Below are 18,760 nucleotides of genomic sequence, written 5' to 3' on the forward strand. Positions count from 1 at the left end.
GCGGGAAGGCTGCCCGCATCACCGCTCCGACAGTTCTCGATGCCACTCGTTGGAGGGGCGGTCCAGCAAGACCGCCCCTGATGGACCATCAGCCAACTACACTCCCGACGATGCCTCTGACCAGGCAAGATAGCGAAACGCTGCTGGAGTACTAGCCGGGGCTCCCGTGCGATCGCGCGCTGTCCACGTCAGGGGATCAGCGCGCGGTTGTGGTCGGTTCAGTCTTCTTGCGCGCGGGGTACGCAGCGGCCTTGATCTTGTTTCCGCAGGACTCCATCCCGCACCACTGGCGCCGCATGCCACGGGAACGGTCGATGTAGACGCGTGTGCACTCGGGGTTGCCGCACTCCTTCATCAGCGGCACATCCGGCCCGCTGAGCAGTTCGACGGCCTCCCGCGCTACTGTGGCCAGGGCCTGCTGCGGGCTGGCTTCGGTGTTCCGGCCCTCCTGAGTGAGCTGAGGCGTCACGGGTGTCCGCCGCGCCGCGGCGTTGACTGCTTCCAGCGCCTGCGGATCGAAGTCCTCACCCAGCCGACGGTCGGTGACCAGACGGTAGATCACCTCGCGCACGGCTGTCGCCTCGCGGACGTCCGCGTCCTCGCCGGGCGAGATGGTGTCCACGAGTCCGGACTCCAGGTACCAGGCGTTGAGTCGATCCGGGGTCACGAACATCTCGAACCGGGTCGATCGCCGAGCGCGGAGCGTTGCCGCGAAATCGAGGGCAGGGTGCCCGCACACGAAAACACGGTTAAGATTCACATCACCATCGCGACAGGTGACGCCACGCGATGCAACAAGCGTCACCGTTCCAGATGGTCCTCGCGGCCCTGCCAGCGCAGCCGAAGTCAGCGATCGTGGCTGGCCACGACGATCACACCAGGGCCCGACCCCAGGGCGTCCTCCAGCTCATCGCACAGGGCGGCTGAGAGGTGGCTGGTGGGTTCGTCGAGCAGGAGCAGTTGAGGCGGGCGGGCCACCAGCAGGGCCAGCTCCAGGCGCCGGCACTGCCCCATCGACAACTCTCCCGATGGGCCTGCCAGGTCCGCCTCGTGGAACAGTCCCAATGAGTCGAGTGGCACGCTCTGCTTCCGCTGGGGACCGAGGGCGAGCGCGTATGTGTCCCGCACTCGGACCACGCAAAAGACGGTGTCCTGGGTGAGCAGACGGATGGTGAGTCCGGGCCGCAGCTCCATTTCTCGGCCGCCAGGTGCCCGGCGAGGGCCGCGAGCAGGGTCGACTTGCCCGTCCCATTGCCGCCCGTGATCAGCAACCGCTCGGTGGGTCAGACTTCCAGACCGTCCAGGGTGAGTCGGCCTGGCACCCGCACTCCGTGCAGTACTAACAGGGACCGCTCGTGGGCTTTCACGCGTGCGGCCAGGAAGTCGGCTGTGAATACCGACGGGGCGGTCGGCCATCCGGTGCGCTCCAATTCCTTCAGCCGCCAGGCGGCGCTGCGGACCCGCTGGGAAATTTGGCTCTGCGCCCAGACCGCCCGGTGGCCGGATGCCGTGCCGGCCTCACCGGGTTCGGGCCGTTCGCGCGCATCCACGTTATGCAGACCTGCCGCCCGCGAAATGGCCCGGCATTGCGCCGGGCCGGGCGGTGGCCGGACCTCTGATTAGCGTCTGTGACGGCACCCCTCGGACCCGGTGACACCACCCCCCAGGTCATCCGATCGACAGGGGGCAACAGTCATCCCGGGCCCGGAGGCCAGCGGCCCTCTTGCAGGACCGCGAAGAAGATAACGGGGGTAGAGGGTGACCGGGATTGAGGCTGCGTCTGTCTCCGGAGTCTTTCGGGCGTTGTTCCTGAGGTTGGTCGACGGGCAGAGCTCCTCCGTGAAGTTCTTCGAACTCGTCGATCAGGTCCTGCTCGGCCCACCCGGGTCATCTCGGACATCGGCCGCCAGGCGACGAGCAGTGTATCTGAGTCGGCCAGCTGCCAGATGTAGCGTCCGCCCCAGTGGCCGGCCAGCGGACCGGTGCCGTGGCGGCGGTAATCGGCAAGCCGCTGATCCAGTCCGCTCTGACCCGCGGCCTTGCCGATGTACACGATCGTTGCCCTGTCTACCCAGGCGGCGCGGAGTTTGTCGGCGGTCACGAACGGGTCGCGGTCCTTGAGGTGCCCGGCAGGGCTGGTGGGGAGGAATGACGGGGGCGAGGGGTCCGTGCGAATCACCACGTATATTCCGTGCCCGGTGAGGACGTTGCTGCCGAGCAGTTCACAAAACGGCACCAAGCCGCGGAAGCCACGTGTGGTCAGGGGGCTCTGCGTCAGCTCTGGTGTCGGGCTCAAGCCGGGCATCACGCCAGGCGCATCTGACAGTCGTCCGCAGTAGGTATGGCACCGCAGCCGAGCGGGGGCAGGTCAACGGGAAGAGCGATGGGACATGCTGCTCCCCCCTGTCCGGTCGCACCCCCGATCGATAGGTGTTGAACTCGCGGCCGCGGAACACTTTCGATATAGGTCCTCTATAGTGAGATACGTGTCGGCCAGTATCGGCACACTCTCCCGCTCTCACCCACGACCTTGGGATTTCCACACACATGTCTTCCTCTGCCACGGCGGCCGCCGCCCCGGCCCCGGCCTCCGGCCTTGCGCCGCACCGCTGGCTGATCCTCGCTTTCATCGGCGTAGCCCAGCTGATGGTCGTCCTCGACGCCACCATCGTGAACATCGCGCTTCCCACCGCCCAGGCGGACCTGCACTTCTCCAATGCTGACCGGCAATGGGTGATCACCGCCTACGCGCTGGCCTTCGGCTCGCTACTGCTGCTGGGCGGCCGGCTTGCGGACCTGTTCGGCCGCAGGAACGCCTTCCTCATCGGTCTGGTCGGCTTCGCCCTCGCCTCGGCGCTCGGCGGTTCCGCCCAGAGCTTCACCGTGCTGATCGTCGCCCGTGTCGTGCAGGGTGTCTTCAGCGCCCTACTCGCCCCGGCGGCGCTCTCGCTGCTCATCGTCACGTTCACCGACCCGGCGGAACGGGGCAAGGCCATCGGCATCTTCGGAGCCGTGGCGGGCTCGGGGGCCTCCGTCGGCCTGCTCCTCGGCGGCTTCCTGACCGGGCAGTTCAGCTGGCGCTGGACGCTGTACATCAACATCCTCTTCGCCGCTGTGGCGTTCGTGGGCGGGCTGATCCTGCTGCACCGCACCCCGCGCAGCCGTACCCACCTTGACCTGCCCGGCACCGTACTGGCCAGCGCCGGCCTGTTCTGCCTCGTCTACGGCTTCGCCAACGCCGTTTCCCACGGGTGGTCGTCGTCGCGGTCCTGGGGCTTCCTCGCGGCGAGCGCGGTACTGCTCGCGGCCTTCGGCTACTGGCAGACGAGGGCGAACCATCCGCTGCTGCCACCGCGCGTCCTCACCGACCGGAACCGGGCCGGTGCCTTCGCAGCCCTCCTCGTGCTGGGTTCGGGGCTCTACGGCGAACTGCTCTTCATGACCTACTTCCTCCAGCAAATCCTGCGCTTCTCCCCGATACGCACGGGTTTCGCGTTCCTCCCGATGAACGCGTGCATCATGCTGACGGCGATGTGCGGCGCGAGCGTCCTCGTCCCGCGGTTCGGGCCGAAGCTCGTGGCGAGCGGCGGCATGCTGCTCGCTCTGGCCGGCTCGGTGTGGCTCACGGGGCTCGAGACGGACTCCGGGTACGCCTCCCATGTCCTGCCCGGGCTGATCCTCACCGGTCTCGGCATGGGCTGCGTCTTCGCCACCGGTATGAGCCAGGCCACGGCGGGCGTCACCGGTCAGGACGCCGGAGTGGCCGGGGCCATGATCAACACGATGCAGCAGGTGGGAGGCTCGCTCGGCCCTGCACTGCTCAACACCGTGGTGGTGGCGAGCACGACGGACTACCTTGCCTCGCACAACTCGGGGCTGCCCTCGGCGGTGGCCGCGGCCAGCGTCCACGGCTACACGACCGCCTTTGCCTGGGCGGCGGGGTTCTTCGCGGTCGGCCTCGTCGCCACCGGACTCCTCTTCCGGCGCAAGGCCGCCACTGCCTGACGGGAGCCAGCGACTCGACCGTCCGCTCGTCTCCGGCCCGGCGATGCATTATGGATGAGCGAACGGCAGAGAACGCGTTCGCCGGTGTCTGGAGAGGAAAGCATGAGCACACAGGCCAGCGACCGTCGGCGACCGTACCGCAACGACCGCCGGGCCAAGGCCGCCGCCGGGACTCGGGCGACGATCCTCGACGCCGCCCTCCGGCTCTTCGTCGAGCACGGGTACGCAAAGGTCACCATCGGCGACATCGCCCGGGAGGCCGGAATCGCTGTTCCCACGGTCTACGCGAGCACCGGCGGTAAGGCCGCAATCCTGGCGACCCTCATGTACCGAGGGGTGGACGACCCGGTGGTGGAACGGACCCTTGAGACCGTCCGCACGGCCACCGACGCCAGGATGGCGATCGCGGCCACGGCTCGCGGGGTACGCCTAGACAACGAGCGTCACCTGGAAATCGTCCAGGTGATGGTCACGGCCGCGTGCGTGGACCAGCGCGTGCAGGAAGAACTCGACGAGGTCGTCCGTCGCTACCGCCGGTCGCTCGGTGTGCTCGCCGGACGGCTGGCGGAACTGGGGGCGCTCAAACCCGGTTTGAGTGCGGAGCGCGCCGGCGACATGCTGTGGTTCCTGCTCGGGTTGCCGTCCTGGCGGCTGTTCATCACGGGCTGCCACTGGTCCTGGGACGAGACCGAACGATGGCTGACGCACCAGGTGACGGCCGCTCTCCTGGCACAGCCGACGGGTGACTGACCGGCGGTAAGCCGCCCTCGGGACATCACGCCAAGGTCCCTGGCCTGTCCGCCTCCCTCCTCGCTCGTCGAGACGGCGCGGGGTCGGGGGCGGCCCCAGAGAATGTCCAGGAGTCTTCGGATCTCTGCCACGGTGAGAGGGATGATCCCGCTGGTGGGGTCGTTTCTGCAGCCCCCTTTGCGGCCTCGTCGGCGGCGAGGCCGGCGAGGAAGGCGTGGGCGAGCACGGCGAGGGTGATGTGCCGGTACCACCCCGTGTAGCGGCGGACTTAGTACTCGTCCAGGCCGCATTCGTTCTTCGCGGTCTGGAAGCATTCTTCGATCGCCCAGCGCATCCCGGCAACCCTCGCCAGGTCCACAACCGTGCAGGTCACAGGCGCGTAGGCGAAGTAGTAGGCGATTTCCTGTGTCCGTGTCAGACTGCGACGGTCCAGCACCCACCGGTGATGGGTGGGCTCGCCGCCGTCGAAGAAGCTGATCGCCGGCAGCCGGGCACTGGCCCAGTCATAGACCCGCGGGCCTTTGGCGCCCACGCCACAGGAGAGCCGCTGCCAGGCATCCGCGGGTGCTTCGCTGATGAGCTGGTCGATCCGCCAGAACCCTGCCAGGCTCTTGACCTGCTGTGACTTGGGAACAGCGACGACGTATCCGACACCGAGTTCCTTCAACAGGCGGCGGAACTTCCACTCCTGACCGTAGGCCTCGTCCGCCGTCACCCACGAAGCCGGCAGGCCCGCGGCAAGCGTGCGGGGTGTCATCGGTACCGCTGCCGGTTTCCCCGCCCCCTCGTGGCACCCCGCCACGCGGCCTGCGGCACCTGATCCAGCGACACCGAAGGATTCCCGCCCTGCGACCCGCGTCAGCAGGATCCGCGTGCCGTGCCGTGTCTCGCCGACGGCGCCGGCCAGGGGCCGTGAACGGGTGTCGCCGCCCCGCCGCCGGCGCGACCGAGTCGGCGGCGGGGCGGTGACAGCGGCGCGACGCCCTCCACAGCGACGGTCCCGGCCCTCCGTTGCGGGACCGTGTGAACCAGGTGGTCAGGCCGTCCGTTGTACGGGTGGAGAAGCCGAAGGAATCATCGCCGGCCCGCTGAGGCGGCGCGGTCCACCCGAGGCGACGTACGGCGGCCGCGTCCGTCCGCCGCCCACACCCCGGAGAAGGAGTTCTGCATCATGGCGGATTTTTCACGGATCGCTGTGCTTGGGGTCGGGGTGCTGGGCTCACAAATCGCCTACCACACAGCTTTCAGCGGCTACGATGTCGTCGCCTATGACGTGGACGACGAGGCGGTCGAGCGTGCTCGCACTCGCCTGGGGAGACTCGCCGAACGGTATGAGCGAGAGGTCGAGAACGCTGGTGCCGGAGCTCGTGGCGTCGTGGAGCGTATTAAGCTCACCAGCGATGTGGCACAGGCCGTGTCCTCGGCTGACCTGGTGATCGAGGCAGCGCCGGAGCGGCTGTCGGTGAAGCGGCGGCTCTTCGCCGCGGCGGGCAAGGCGGCTCCCCCGCACACGGTGTTCGCCACCAACACCTCCGCCATACCGCCCAGTGCCCTCATGGACAGTACCGGCCGTCCCGACCGGTTTCTCGCGCTGCACTTCTCCAACCTCGTCTGGCGTCACAACATCGCGGAGGTGATGGGGACTCCCCGGACGGCTCCTGACGTTTACGCGTCGGTGGTGGGTTTCGCCGCGTCCATCGGCATGGTGCCGATCGAGGTGAAGAAGGAGAGGCCGGGCTATGTCCTCAACTCGCTCCTCATACCGATGCTGAAGGCGGCCGGAGAGTTGCTAACGGACGACATCGCGGATCCGACCGCAATCGACGACGTGTGGCGCATCGGGACTGGCGCCGCCTACGGGCCCTGCGAAATGCTTGACATCATTGGTCTGACGACCGCTCACCACATCGCGTCGCATGGTGACGCCAAGCAGCGCAAGTTCGCCAAACTTATCAAGGAACATTACCTGGACAAGGGTAGGACGGGCGTCGAGACCGGGCAGGGTTTCTACACGTATCCCAGGTGAGCGGGTTCAGTCATCCTCGCTTCGGCCCTGCTGGTCTTGTCGGACCCTGCTGTGCTGTCGGTCACGGACTGGCCGGACCGGTCAGGATCGCGATGATGGCCTGACTGCGAACGGTGTTCGGCTTCGCCCCGGGCCGATGTGACTGCCGGCGTCGAAGGGGTGCAGATCCTGCCGGGCAAGCGCGTCGTTCGCGATGCTGGGTCGTGATGGGCGGTGCGGCGTCCGCACCGCCCATCACGACCCATCCGGAAGCCAATTCGTCCGCAGCCCCCAGGGCCACTCCACCGGCCGTCGGGGCAGTCAGAGCCGCCGGTCCGATGGCCTGGCGGTAACCCTGGCCCGGTGCCCTCCGGGGGTGTTCGCTGCTGCACTACGCGTCGTACCGCGGCCCCGCCCGCCACCTGCGTGCCGGGGCCCATCACGGAGCGTTCTGCCTGGGCTGCTGCTGGTCCTTGATGCTGCTGCTCACCGCGGTCGGGGTGATGAACCTCTGCGCCACGGTGGGCCTGGCCGCCGTCATCACCGCCGAGAAACGCCTGCCACGAGGCCGTCTCCTCGCCCACGCCGTGGGACTCGCCTCGCTCGCCCTCGCGATCGGCGTCTTCTGGCTGCCCCTGCTGGCGCCCAATCTCAGGGGCGGCGGCATGACGGACATGGGCCTGCGGTGACCGTGACCCCGGTCACGGCGTCGCCCGCCCGGGGGACGCAGGGATGCAATGCGTGAGCGCGTCCGTGCGGTCGGTTGCGGGGCCGGGGGGTGCCCAGCGGAGCACGGCCGTGCGTCCGCGGTGGGCGACCGGGTCGTTGGAGCGGTGACGGCGGGCGTCTTCGCGTGCCCGCCGCAGTCCGGGCTGGAGGGATAGTCGCACGCGAAGGCGGTGCGGACCGTGCGGCCGAGTTGAAGCGCCCCCCTGTGGCGCCGTCGGCCTGCTGGCCGCCCTCGGCCGGCAGGGCAGCATGCCCGGCACGTGGCACGGCTCGGAGTAGCGCCGGCGGAGGTCAGGGCGGCATGGAAGTGGCGGTCGGCGAGGCAACGGTTACCTGAGGTTTTCGGGTTGTCGTCGGGTGGTGACGGTTCATGATCCCTGCGGTATGCCGGTGGGGTGAGGTATCCGGAGGGTGGGGGCCTGACAGCTGAGCGGCGGGCATTTCGTGAGGGGATCCGGCTTCAGGCCGGGCAGCGGTTCGCGGCGGGTGAGAAGACCGCTGTGATCGCGAAGGACCTGCGGGTGAGCGTGCGGTCGGTGGAACGCTGGCGCCGTGCCTGGCGCGAGGGCGGCATGGAGGCCCTGCACTCGGCGGGTCCGGCGAACGCCCCGACCGTCACCGACGCCCAGTTCGCCGTGTTGGAAGAGGAACTCGGCAAGGGACCGGCAGCTCACGGTTTCGATGACCACCGGTGGACCTTGGTCCGGGTTCAGACGGTGATCCGCAGGCGGCTGCGGGTGAGTCTGTCGGTGGCGACGGTGTGGCGGCTGCTGAAACGGCACGGCTGGTCCTGGCAGGCCCCTGCCCGCAGAGCACTCGAGCGTGACGAGCATGCCGTGGAGCTGTGGAAGAAGGAGGTGTGGCCGCAGGTAAAAGGCTCGCGGCGGCCTGCGAGGCATGGATTGTCTTCGAGGACGAAGCCGGCTTCTCGATGACGCCGCCCCGTGGCCGCACCTGGGGCCGGCGCGGACACACTCCCGTCGTCCGCGTGCGCGGCCGCTCCCGCCGCCGGACCTCGGTCGCCGCACTGTGCTGCTACAAACCCGGCGAGAAGAGTCGTCTCATCCACCGTCCCCGCACCCATCTCCTGCTCAAGGGCGCACGCAAGAGCTTCTCCTGGAAGGACTACCGGGATCTGCTGGTGCGGGCACACATCCAGCTCGGCGGCCCGATCGTGGTGGTCTGGGACAATCTCAACACCCACCTGGCCGCCGGGCTGAAACGGTACGAGGCCGAGCACGACTGGCTCACCACCGTCCGGCTTCCGTCGTATGCGCCCGACTTGAATCCCGTCGAGGCCGTCTGGTCACTCGTGCGCAGAACGATGGCCGATACCGCCTTCGACACACCCGACGACCTCGACTGCAAACTCCGCCGCGAGTTACGCAGAATCCAACTCCGGCCCCGCCTGATCGACGGCTGCCTCACCGCCACCGGCCTGACTATCAACCCACCGACCCCACGCTGAAAACCTCAGTAAGTGAACCGGAGCGCCGGGAGCGCGGGTCCAGATGTCGTGACGACCAGGTCTAGAACTGGACGAGTGCGCCGTTTCGCCACCTCCGTGGCAGTGCTTTCTGCCACAGTCGAGCATCATGACCAGTCAGCCACAGCAGCAGTTTCCTTCCGATGATGCCCCTGCTGCCTGTCCCCCTCCCCTCGTGGAGATGCCCGCTGTGCTGTCGGTGGGAGTGGAGGAGGAGTTCCTCCTCGTCGATACCGTCAGCCGCGCCGTCAGGCCTGAGGGCCCGCAGGTGGCCGTCGCAGCCGCCCGTGAGCTCGGCCACCGCGTCGGTACCGAACTGACGTGCTATCAGGTGAAAGGCCGCTCCACCCCACACACCTGTATGAGTGAGGCAGCTGGAGAACTACAGACCGTGCAGGCGGCGTTGGGCCGCGCGGCCGCCCGCCGGGGCCTGCGCATCGCTTCCAGCGGTTCCCCGATCACCGGCTTGGTCGCGCCCGTGCCCCTCACTCCGGGACCGCGCTACGCGGAGAGCCTGTCCCTGTTCCGCGCGCTGGACGACGAGCAGAGCGCGTGCGCGTGCCACGTGCACGTCGGCGTGGCCGACCCGCGCGAGGCGATCGAAGTGAGCAACCACCTGCGGCCCTGGCTGGCGACGCTGACCGCGCTGTCGCGGGCCGTACCGGATGGCGCCGCAGGGCATGGACAACTTCGGTGACCGGCACCCTGCCCTACGACCTTGCGGGCGCCCCGTTCGATCCCGGATACCGGGCGAGCGCGCCAAGCGGCACGGCCGGGCCTGGTACCGCGGTGACCGCCATCTGCACACCGTGCGCGCTGACGAGAGGTCAGTGGGTGGCGGGCTCGGCGCCCGCCACCCATCGCCGTACGCTCTGGATCAGTGCGCGGCTGGTGTCGAGCACGGACTCCAAACCCTGCTGGGCGCTGCCTCCCATGCGCTGGTGCAGGACGACGCCGAGGACGAGCCGGTCGTGTCCGGTGCGGTCGGGCGCGGTGGCCGCCCACATCAGATTGCCGCCGGCCGGGGAGCTGGAACCTGTCTTGACGCCGACGACCCCGTCCTGGCCGAGCAGGGTGTTGGTGTTACCCAGAGGGCCGGGCGTGCCGGGCACCTCGGCCTCACGCTCGGCGACGACGGACCGGAACACCGGGTCGCGCATGACCTGCCGGGCCAGTTTCAGCTGGTCCTCGGAGGTGCTGACGGTCTCCGGGACGATACCGCTGGCGTCGGCGTACGAGGTGTTCACCATGCCGAGGTCCTGGGCGACAGCGTTCATCTTGCGAACGAAGGCCTCTTCCGAACCGGCGTCCCAACGAGCCAGCATGCGGGCGACGTTGCCCGCTGAGGGCAGCAACATCAGTTCCAGCACCTGGCGTTCACTCAGCCGCCGTCCGGCCTCGACCGCGACCGTGGACTCGGCGCCCAGACTGGATTCCTGTGCGGCTCGGGCGTCGACGGTGATGCGGGCGCCGTCGCCGCCGGCCCGGACCGGGTGGTCGCGCAGGACGACGTAGGCCGTCATCACCTTGGTCACACTGGCGATGGGCACCGGCCGCTGGGCGCCGTGGGTGCCGAGGTCGCCGCGGGCGCCCAGGCCCTCGACGTACATGCTGGTCTGTCCCTCGGCCGGCCAGGACAGGTCGGCGGGGGTGTGCGGGTCGGCCGCCGCCGGGGCCGCACCCGTCCCCGGACCGTCGTCACCGCTCCGGGAAGCGACGCCGAGAGTCACCAGGACGGCCAGGGCGACGGCGCCGGTGACCCCCGCCGCGGCTGCACGGCGGACGGTCCGACGCCTCGGGCCGTCGGACGATGCCCTCTCAGGCGGGGGGACTCGGGAAGACTCGTCGGAAACGGGGACCGGGCACATGGAAACGCACCTCCTGGGGCTCGATACGTGTCGTTCAGACACCTCGGTCACCTTGCTCCGGGGGTGCGTCCGCCGGACGGTGACTGCGTAGCCGGTACCGCTCAGATGTGCATCAGCCGGGTATCGGTGGCTCGGGGGCGGACTGTGCCGTGGGGGCGGCGGGCAGCCTGAGCACGGCGAGGGCGCCGCCGCCGGGGGCGTCGGCGAGATCGAGTTCCGCTCCGAGCACCCGTGCCTGGCCGAGCGCGATGGTCAGGCCCAGGCCGTGGCCCCGGCCGCGTTCGGCGGCTCCGGTGCGGAACCGTTGCGGTCCGTGGGCGAGCAGGTCGGCGGGGAGCCCTGGGCCGTGGTCGCGGACCGTGACCGTGGTGCCCCGAACCTCGACCTCGACGGGGGCGCGGCCGTGCCGGTGGGCGTTGGTGACGAGGTTTGCGACGATCCGGTCCAGTCGGCGCGGTTCGGTGTCGGCCCATTGCTCCCCGTGCGCGGTCAGGCGTACGTCGAGCCCGGTGCGGGCCAGGCAGTCGCGGACCACCTCGGCGAGCGGCACCGGGCGGGCGTCGGCGGTCTCGGCGCCCGCATCGAGCCGGGAGATCTCCAGCAGTTCCTCGACGAGGTCGCGCAGCACTGTCGCCCGGTCCCGGACCAGGTCTGTGGCCTCGCAGTCGGGCAGCAGCCCGGCAGCGGTGACCAGGCCCATCAGTGGCGTCCGCAGTTCGTGGGCGACGTCGGCGGTGAACCTCTGCTCGGCCACGAGCCGGTCGTGCAAACTGTCCGCCATCGCGTCGACCGAGGCAGCGATGGAGCTGACCTCGTCGCCACCGCCGGCAGCGGCGGTCCTGGCGGTCAGATCGCCCTCGGAGATCCGGTGCGCCGTCCGCGCCACCTGCCGCAACCGGCGGTTGGGCAGTTCGGCGGCGAGAGCCGACAGGGGCACAACGACGGCGAGCACGGCCAGGGAGTACTTCCAGATGTGGCGGTCCAGCGCCTGCCGGGTGAGCAGGTCGGCGGTCATGTCGACGCTTACGGCGAAAGGTGCGCCCTGGTAGCTGCCCGCCGCCCACATGGCGGGGTGGTAGGCATCCTTCTGATACCAGGTGACGACGCCGACGGCGTCGGGCCGGTGCTTGAGCCGGTGCAGCAGCGTGTTCGGCATCCGGGCGGGGTCCGTCACATCGCCCACGGAGAGCGACCCGGTCCGTTCGTAGGCGGCCTGGGCGGTGGACAGAGCGGTCCGGGCCCTGCTGGCGTTGTCGTTGAGGGAGCGGGCCAGAGTGCTGCGGTGGACCATCACCCCGACGGTGAGCGCGACCGCGCAGCAGGCCACGGTCACCAGCAGGGCGATCCGCCAGCGCAGCGAGCGCCAGTTGAGCATCGTGCGGAGGGTGTCCATATCAGTTCCGGCGCAGTTTGTAGCCGAAGCCGCGCACCGTCTCGACGCGGTCGGCACCGATCTTTCTGCGCAGGCGCTGCACACACAGGTCCACCACGCGGGTGTCGCCCTCCCAGCCGTAGTCCCACACCGTGCGCAGCAGGGTCTGCCGGTCGAGGACGAGGCCGGGGTTGGCGGCGAACTCCAGCAGCAGCCGCAGCTCGGTGGGGGCCAGCGCGACCGGTTCTCCGTCCCGGAGCACCTCCAGGCCCGCGGTGTCGACGACGAGGTCTCCGAAGGCCAGCCGGGAGGAGGCCAGCCGTTCGGCCGGTGCCGCCTGGAAAGTGGCGCGGCGCAGCAGGGAGCGGATCCGGGCCACGAGCACTGCGGTGTCCACGGGTTTGACGACGTAGTCGTCGGCACCCGCCTCCAGGCCCGAGACGACGTCCAGGGCGTCGCCGCGCGCGGACATCATCAGCACGGGCACGATGCTGGTCTCGCGGACGCGTCGGCACAGGCCGATGCCGTCGAGGCCGGGCAGCATCACGTCCAGCAACAGGACGTCGTGGCCGCCCTCGCGGAACCGTTCGAGGCCGGTGAGTCCGTCGGGGGCCGGAGTGACGGTGTAGCCGTAACGCTCCAGAGCGAGATTGACGGTTCGGCGGATCACCTCGTCGTCCTCAACGAGAAGGACCGAGACGGTGGCCGGGGGGCTTCCGTGTGCCGGTGCGGCAGACATGTGTTCACTCTCCGGGCGGGGCCCTGCGGGGCCTTGTGCGGGACTGAGGGCAGGGCGGGGATCTCCATGATGCCTCGGGCCGTCCGCTGAGCGGACCGGTGCCCCGCCGTGGGCGAGGAAGACGCCGCCAGGCCGGCGCCCGCCGCTGTGGCGGGACGTCGACCAGGTCGAGCGGGCGGTTCAGCTAGGATCCGGCCGACCTGGGAGGCGGAGATCGGCGCGAGGACGGTGCCCGCGACCTGGGCTGCGATTGCCGCGTGGGTCCAGGTGGCAGCTGGGCCGGTCGGGGCACTGGTGGCCGCGGCGACCACCGCGACGCGCACCAGGTCGTCGTAGCGGCGCGGACGGCCCGAGCGGGCGGCGTCGCTCCCGGTCCTCCAGCAGCCCCATAGGCGACGGCATCCGGCCCTCCAGCGATGCGGCGACACGACGCCGACATCCCTGCCACCCACCCCCCGACACCGAGCCCGACCAGCGGAAATCAAGCAATCACGCCCGGATTGACAACGGCTTCTGAGGTAGCCACGGGCCCTGACGGGTGTTCATCGGCTGGGCGGCCGGGCCTCCGTCGACGCCATTCGTCGGAGTTGCCCCGGCCAGGTCAGAGGCCGGTGCGAAGCGGCGTTGATGCGGCACGGTCCGGTTCCCCGAACACCGAGCCGTTCCGACACCCACCTGATACATGATGGAGGCCTGCTGAAGCGGCGCCCGACACGCGGGCGCCGCCGCCCGGAGACACAGCCCCTCCACAGTGACGGTGCACGCCTTCGCCAGGCACCCACCCACTTCCTGGAGATCTCGTCATGCCGCTCTACCTTCTTCCTGGGTCTGCCCCAGCCATTCGTAGGGTTGTGGCACCCAGGGGAGCTGGGTGTGGCTTTCATGCCGCTGCCGACCGTGGCTCCGGTGGCTTGGCCGCCCGGCTCCCCACGACGACTCGGCCGCCGATTGGGAAGTGCGAACAGGTCGCTGTGTAGAGCAATGCCGGCGAGGTCGTCTGTGGTACGCACTGCACGCACGACGAGTTGGAGCACGATGAGCCGGATATGGGCCGGGACCGACTGCGGCAAGACCCATCACCACTGCCTGGTCCTGGACGCCGAGGGCGAGACCCTGCTGTCGCGGCGGGTGGCCAATGATGAACCCGAGCTGCTGAAGCTGATCGGTGACGTTCTGGATCTCGCCGACGGCCGGAACGTCACCTGGGCGATGGACATGACCGGCGGCGAGCCGGCCCTGCTGATCGCTCTGCTGGTCAACCACGGCCAGGAGCTCGTCTATATCCCGGGCGTTGTGGTTAACCGGGCCTCCGACGGCTACCGCGGCCAGGGGAAGACCGATGCCCGGGACGCCCGTGTCATCGCCGACCAGGCCCGCATGCGCCGCGACCTGCAACCGATCCGTGCCGGTGACGACGCCTCCGTCGAACTGCGGCTTTTGACCGAGCACCGTGCCGACCTGGTCGCCGACCGAACCCGCGTCACCAACCGGCTCAAGGCCTTGTTGACCAGCATGTTCCCAGCTCTGGAACGAGCCCTGGACATGGGCACCACCGGCGCCCTGATCCTCCTGACTGGCTACCAGAGCCCCGCGGCGATCCGCCGCACCGGTCTGCGCCGGCTGACCACCTGGCTGACCAACCGCAAAGTCCGAGGCGCCCAGGCCCTCGCCACCAAAGCGGTGGAGGCCGCCGAACGGCAGCACACCGCCGTTGCGGGTGAGGCCGCCATCGCGCGGATGGTGCTGACCCTGGCAAAGGAGGTGATGACCCTCAACGAGAAGATCAGCGAGACTGACAAGCTCATCGAGGGCCGGTTTCGCGAGCACGAACTCGCCGAAGTGATCCAGTCGATGCCCGGCATCGGCACGGTCCTCGGCGCCGAATTCCTCGTTGGCATCGGCGGCAGCCTGGACGCGTTCCCCACGCCCGACCGCCTCGCCACCTTTGCGGGAATGACCCCCGCACCACGCGACTCCGGGAAGGTCAGCGGAAACCTGCACCGCCCACAGCGCTACCACCGACGCCTGCAGCGAGTCTTCTACACCTCGGCCCTGGTGAGCATCCAGTTCGACCCCAACTCGCGAAGGTTCTACGACCGCAAACGCGCCGAAGGCAAACGTCACACCCAAGCCGTGATCGCCCTCGCCCGCCGACGTGTCAACGTTCTGTGGGCCCTGATCCGTGACCGACGGTGCTACCAAGTGACACCCCCTGTTACCGCAGCGGCTTGACTTCAGCATTGGGAAGCCACCAGCCGGCCTCCCGTACCGCTACCTGCGAGTACTGGCCGGAAAGCGCACCTGTCCCACCGGGGCGAGGGCCGGCACCGGTCAGGCTCGCCCCTCACCGGCGCGCCCGCCCCGTGGGGGTTCTGAGTGGGTGGTTCGTAAGGTGATGTCCGTTTCTGGGTGAGGCTGAGTAAGGTCGCTGGTGGAGGTCCCGTGGGCTATGGCTTCCTGGCGAAGTTGCCGGTGTCGACCTCGGTAAGGATCCCGAGTTTGACCAGGCGTTTCAGCTTGGCGCGAGTGCCTTCGACGTTCTTCGGCAGCAGTTCGTGGCCGAGGGCTTCGCAGACGTCCTTGACCCGTAGCGGCCCGGTCCCGTGGCTGAAGGCGGCGAGGATGCGGGGGTAGTCCGGGTGCTCGGGCATCTCCTGTGTGTGGGCCGGGAGCCGGTCGGCGAGGCCGGTGATGGTCTTGCGGGTGATCGCGAGATGTTCCAGGTGGGTCTCGGCCTCCCGCAGCCGGGTCTGCAGGTCGTCGATCTGTGCGCGGAGGTCGTCGGCCAGGGCCCGGGCGGCGTCTTCCTGGAGGTCCAGGGCGTCGAGCAGGGGCTCGATGTTCACGCTGCCACCGCCTGCGTCTCGCGCCAGGTGGGGGAGTTCACGCCGGTGAGGCGTCGGGTCATGACGTGGGTCATCGCCCAGTAGACGCGGGAAACCGAGGAGGAGGGGCGGTGCTCGTAGTCGCGGACCAGACGCCGGTGCAGTATCAGAATCCCGTAGGTCTGCTCGACCCTCCACCGCTTCGGCTGCGGCACGAACCCCTTGACCCGCGGGTCGCGTGCGACGATCTCGACGTCGATGCCCAGGCCGGCGCCGTGCATGACGACCTGATTCTTGAAGCTCTGGTCGACCAGGGCTTTGCGGACGGTTCCGCCGGCGTGCTCGGCGACCCGGTCAAGCAGGACGATGCCCGCGGCGTTGTCGTGGGTGTTCGCAGCGAGGACGACGACCGCGATGACCAGGCCCAGGAAGTCCACGGCAAGACCCCGCTTGCGGCCGGGCACCCGCTTGGCCGGATCGTGGCCACTCGTGGAGGCGGGGACCCCGGCGGCCACGTGGACACTCTGGGTGTCCAGCACCACCAGGGTCGGGTCCTCTAATCGTCGGGCCCTCTCCCTGACCTGACAGCGCAGGAGTTCATGGATGACCTGGTCGGTCCCGTCGTCCCGCCAGGCGGCGAAGTAGTAGTACGTCGCGCTCTTCTGCGGCAGGTCGTGCGGGAGATAGGCCCACTGGCAACCGGTCCGCCCCTGGTAGAGGATGGCGTTCACGATCTCTCGCATGTCGTAGGCGCCCTGGTGGCCGCTGACTGAGCGGTGCCGGTCCTTCCACGCGGTGATCACCGGCTCGATCAACGACCACTGCTCGTCCGATAAGTCACTCGGGTACGGCTTGCGTTCACTCACCCGATCACATCACCAGATCACCAACCGCGGACCGGCAGAGACCGCCCCGCCGCCACACGATCAGGCGACAGCAGATCCACTCAAAGACTCACGAACCGCCCACTAAGAGGTGACGTCTAGAGAAGCACCCGTGCCGCGAGATCGTCGACGCGATGCGGAGCTACCCCGCGGGTGGGATCCGGTAGACGGAGACGTGAGAACGCGACTCGGCGGCGAATTCGGCGCCGGACCAGTCCGCATGCCTGGTCTCCAGTTCGAATCCGGCCAGCTGGGCCATCAGGTCGAGTTCGGCCGGCCATACGTAGCGATGAGGGCTGCGGAACAACCGCGCCTGCTGGGTTTCATCGAAGCGGAAGTGGTGCGATACGACGTGCTGGTGGAGCACGTCGTAGGTGTCCAGCCCGATATAGCCGGGTTCGCACTGCCAGACGGTGGCCGTCTGGCCCGGTGGGAGCTTGCGCAACTCCGGTACCCAGAGTTCGATCACGAACCGGCCGCCAGGTGCCAGGTGGCGGGCCGCGTTGTGAAAGCACTGCACCTGCTCATCCTGGGTGAGCAGGTTGGAGATCGTGTTGTACACGAGGTAGACGACGGCGTACTCCCCAGGAGCGATGGTGGTCGCCATGTCACCAACGATCACGGGGATCGTTGCTTCATCGGCCTTGGTCCGCAGTTGCTCCACCATCGGGAGCGACAGCTCGATGCCGGTGACAGAGACCCCTCGCCCCGCAAGAGGGACGGCTACGCGGCCGGTCCCGATGGCAAACTCAAGCGCCTTCCCGCCGCCTGCGAGCTGGGCGAGACGGTCCACGGCCGGTCCCAGGACCTCAGGCGCGAACATCCCGGTACCGGGCGTGTCGTAGCGCTGGGCGGTATCGGCATCCCAGATGCTCTCCTGCTGCATTCCCTCAACGCTCGCCACTGGCCTATGTGATGTCCACCGAGTTTTTCAGACCGCTTGTCATGCAGGCGTCGTCAAAACTGCTTCTCAGGCAGCCCTGGAACGCGTACGTCGATCTGGTCCAGGTCCGCGTCCTGACGGGAGGGCTTTTGTGGACCCAGGCCTGAGCCTGAACCCGCCTCTTGGCCAGAGCGGTCCTCGCCTCTCGCCACGGCGGACGCCGCGGCCGGCCCTCCCGCTTCCTCTCGGTCGCCCTCGGCAGTCCGGCCGCCACCGCCGCCCGCCGTCCGGTCCTCCGCGCATCGGACCGGACCCCCGGGGCCGCGTCGTGCCCGCACCGGCCTCCCGGCCGCGCGCCGGGCCGCCTGCCGCCCGGGGCTCGCGCGGGTCCCGACCCCGCGCCCGCTGCGCCCGGCGGCCGTGCGGTTCCGTGTCCGGAGGCCGCCCGTTGCCCGGCCCGGCCGCCCCGCCGTCCGCGCCCACCTCCGTACTTCCCGTACTTCCTGTGCCTGCCGTCCTGTCGCCGCGCGGCGACGCCGCGCTCGTGCCAGGCCCGCCCGCGCCCCGCACCCGGCCGCAGTGCCACCGCCGCGCTGGGCCGTCTCGCCGCGCGCGGCACCTCGTCCCGCCGGGTTGGGCCTGCGTCTGGCCGCCCGCGCCGAGTTGCTCCTCGTCGTGTGCCCCGTGCGCGGTCCCGGCCCGGCTGCCCGCCGGGGCCGCCCGGCTGTCTCCGTCAAGCTGGGTTTCGTCCGCGGCCGGGTGACGGGGTGCTCGGGCGAGGCGGCCAACTGATGCAGGCCCGCGGCTGCTGGCAGCCGCCTGGACCTTCTTGGTGACCCGCGTCGGTCCCGCCCCGGCGGTGATCCCGCGCCCGGGTACGTACCTCGCCGGTTGCCGGACTGGCTTGGGGCGTACGGCGGCCACGCTGCCGCCTGGACGCCCACGGCGCGGTGTCTGGCCCCGCGGGTCTGGAATCTTCCGGCCGGCAGCCGGCCCGGCGGTGTCACCCGTTCCTGCGTGCGTGGCCGGTCAGGCGCCGGGCTCGTGCTTTTGCCGTTTGGCCTCGGACAGGCGGTTGACGCGGATGAGGCAGCCCCACGCGCCGGCGAGTAGCAGCAGTGTGATGACGACGTCGCCGACGAGCGTGGGAAGGGTCTGATGCAGGTTCGGGTGACAGGTGCGGTCACGCGGCCTTGAGGGCCGGCGTGGTCATG

General features: G+C 69.4%; 15 protein-coding genes and 2 pseudogenes. 7 read left to right on the top strand and 10 right to left on the bottom strand.

From position 1 onward, the window contains the following. Positions 1-196: 196 nt before the first annotated feature. The 3 genes and pseudogenes from IE294_RS43360 to IE294_RS49500 all read right to left on the bottom strand — a co-directional run bounded on the left by IE294_RS43360 (position 197) and on the right by IE294_RS49500 (position 1,550). On the bottom strand, positions 197-760 hold the full coding sequence (locus IE294_RS43360) for a CGNR zinc finger domain-containing protein (protein ID WP_189894868.1): 564 nt from the start codon (positions 758-760) through the stop codon (positions 197-199). An 86-nt stretch (positions 761-846) separates the two neighbouring features. Then, a pseudogene (locus IE294_RS49495) lies at positions 847-1,277 on the bottom strand (ATP-binding cassette domain-containing protein); the annotation flags it as partial. 6 nt (positions 1,278-1,283) lie between these two features. Further along, complete coding sequence (locus IE294_RS49500) at positions 1,284-1,550, bottom strand: hypothetical protein (protein WP_306433542.1); 267 nt, start codon at positions 1,548-1,550, stop codon at positions 1,284-1,286. Positions 1,551-2,547: 997 nt separating this feature from the next. Between IE294_RS49500 and IE294_RS43370 the strand changes: the two genes are divergently transcribed. Then, positions 2,548-4,005, top strand: coding sequence for an MFS transporter (locus IE294_RS43370; RefSeq protein ID WP_189894855.1), 1,458 nt, complete (start codon positions 2,548-2,550; stop codon positions 4,003-4,005). Positions 4,006-4,107: 102 nt separating this feature from the next. Continuing rightward, the gene (locus IE294_RS43375; protein ID WP_189894856.1) at positions 4,108-4,755 is read left to right on the top strand and encodes a TetR/AcrR family transcriptional regulator; all 648 of its coding nucleotides are present in this window, start codon (positions 4,108-4,110) and stop codon (positions 4,753-4,755) included. 25 nt (positions 4,756-4,780) lie between these two features. Here the strand turns inward: IE294_RS43375 and IE294_RS48560 are convergent. Continuing rightward, a pseudogene (locus IE294_RS48560) lies at positions 4,781-5,536 on the bottom strand (IS701 family transposase); the annotation flags it as partial. Between the two features lie 390 nt (positions 5,537-5,926). Between IE294_RS48560 and IE294_RS43385 the strand changes: the two are divergent. From IE294_RS43385 to IE294_RS43405, 4 genes are all read left to right on the top strand, one after another. Beyond that, on the top strand, positions 5,927-6,781 hold the full coding sequence (locus IE294_RS43385; protein WP_189894857.1) for a 3-hydroxyacyl-CoA dehydrogenase: 855 nt from the start codon (positions 5,927-5,929) through the stop codon (positions 6,779-6,781). A 365-nt stretch (positions 6,782-7,146) separates the two neighbouring features. After that, positions 7,147-7,449, top strand: coding sequence for a copper chaperone (locus IE294_RS48565; protein ID WP_268252864.1), 303 nt, complete (start codon positions 7,147-7,149; stop codon positions 7,447-7,449). A 435-nt stretch (positions 7,450-7,884) separates the two neighbouring features. Beyond that, positions 7,885-8,957 (top strand): IS630 family transposase gene (locus IE294_RS50185; RefSeq protein ID WP_444545316.1). Its coding sequence is split into 2 segments (ribosomal slippage): positions 7,885-8,331 and positions 8,334-8,957, totalling 1,071 coding nucleotides; the frame shifts between segments, so codons are not numbered across the junction. 199 nt (positions 8,958-9,156) lie between these two features. Beyond that, entirely contained in the window at positions 9,157-9,672 is a 516-nt protein-coding gene (locus IE294_RS43405) for a carboxylate-amine ligase (protein ID WP_189894860.1), read from the top strand. 130 nt (positions 9,673-9,802) lie between these two features. Here the strand turns inward: IE294_RS43405 and IE294_RS43410 are convergent, their stop codons facing one another. The 3 genes from IE294_RS43410 to cseB form a co-directional block, all read right to left on the bottom strand. Further along, positions 9,803-10,843 (bottom strand): D-alanyl-D-alanine carboxypeptidase family protein, encoded by a 1,041-nt coding sequence (locus IE294_RS43410; protein WP_189894861.1) that lies wholly within the window; start codon positions 10,841-10,843, stop codon positions 9,803-9,805. A 112-nt stretch (positions 10,844-10,955) separates the two neighbouring features. Continuing rightward, on the bottom strand, positions 10,956-12,236 hold the full coding sequence (locus tag IE294_RS43415) for an ATP-binding protein (protein WP_189894862.1): 1,281 nt from the start codon (positions 12,234-12,236) through the stop codon (positions 10,956-10,958). 1 nt (position 12,237) lies between these two features. Continuing rightward, positions 12,238-12,954: a two-component system response regulator CseB gene (gene cseB, locus IE294_RS43420; RefSeq protein WP_189894863.1), complete on the bottom strand. Its 717-nt coding sequence runs from the start codon at positions 12,952-12,954 to the stop codon at positions 12,238-12,240. A gap of 1,035 nt (positions 12,955-13,989) precedes the next feature. Between cseB and IE294_RS43425 the strand changes: the two genes are divergently transcribed. Further along, positions 13,990-15,186 (top strand): IS110 family RNA-guided transposase, encoded by a 1,197-nt coding sequence (locus IE294_RS43425; RefSeq protein ID WP_189894864.1) that lies wholly within the window; start codon positions 13,990-13,992, stop codon positions 15,184-15,186. 215 nt (positions 15,187-15,401) lie between these two features. Here IE294_RS43425 and IE294_RS43430 read toward each other — a convergent pair whose 3' ends face one another. From IE294_RS43430 to IE294_RS43440, 3 genes are all read right to left on the bottom strand, one after another. Then, a complete protein-coding gene (locus tag IE294_RS43430; protein ID WP_189894865.1) occupies positions 15,402-15,800 on the bottom strand; it encodes a hypothetical protein in 399 nt (132 codons plus the stop codon). Continuing rightward, a complete protein-coding gene (locus tag IE294_RS43435; protein ID WP_189894866.1) occupies positions 15,797-16,645 on the bottom strand; it encodes an IS5 family transposase in 849 nt (282 codons plus the stop codon). The genes IE294_RS43430 and IE294_RS43435 overlap by 4 nt, the downstream gene beginning before the upstream one ends. Positions 16,646-16,805: 160 nt before the next feature. Continuing rightward, positions 16,806-17,549 (bottom strand): class I SAM-dependent methyltransferase, encoded by a 744-nt coding sequence (locus IE294_RS43440; protein ID WP_189894867.1) that lies wholly within the window; start codon positions 17,547-17,549, stop codon positions 16,806-16,808. Positions 17,550-18,760: the final 1,211 nt, after the last annotated feature.

This window comes from Streptomyces canarius (assembly GCF_014650735.1).
In the GTDB taxonomy this organism is placed as follows: Bacteria; Actinomycetota; Actinomycetes; order Streptomycetales; family Streptomycetaceae; genus Streptomyces; species Streptomyces olivaceoviridis.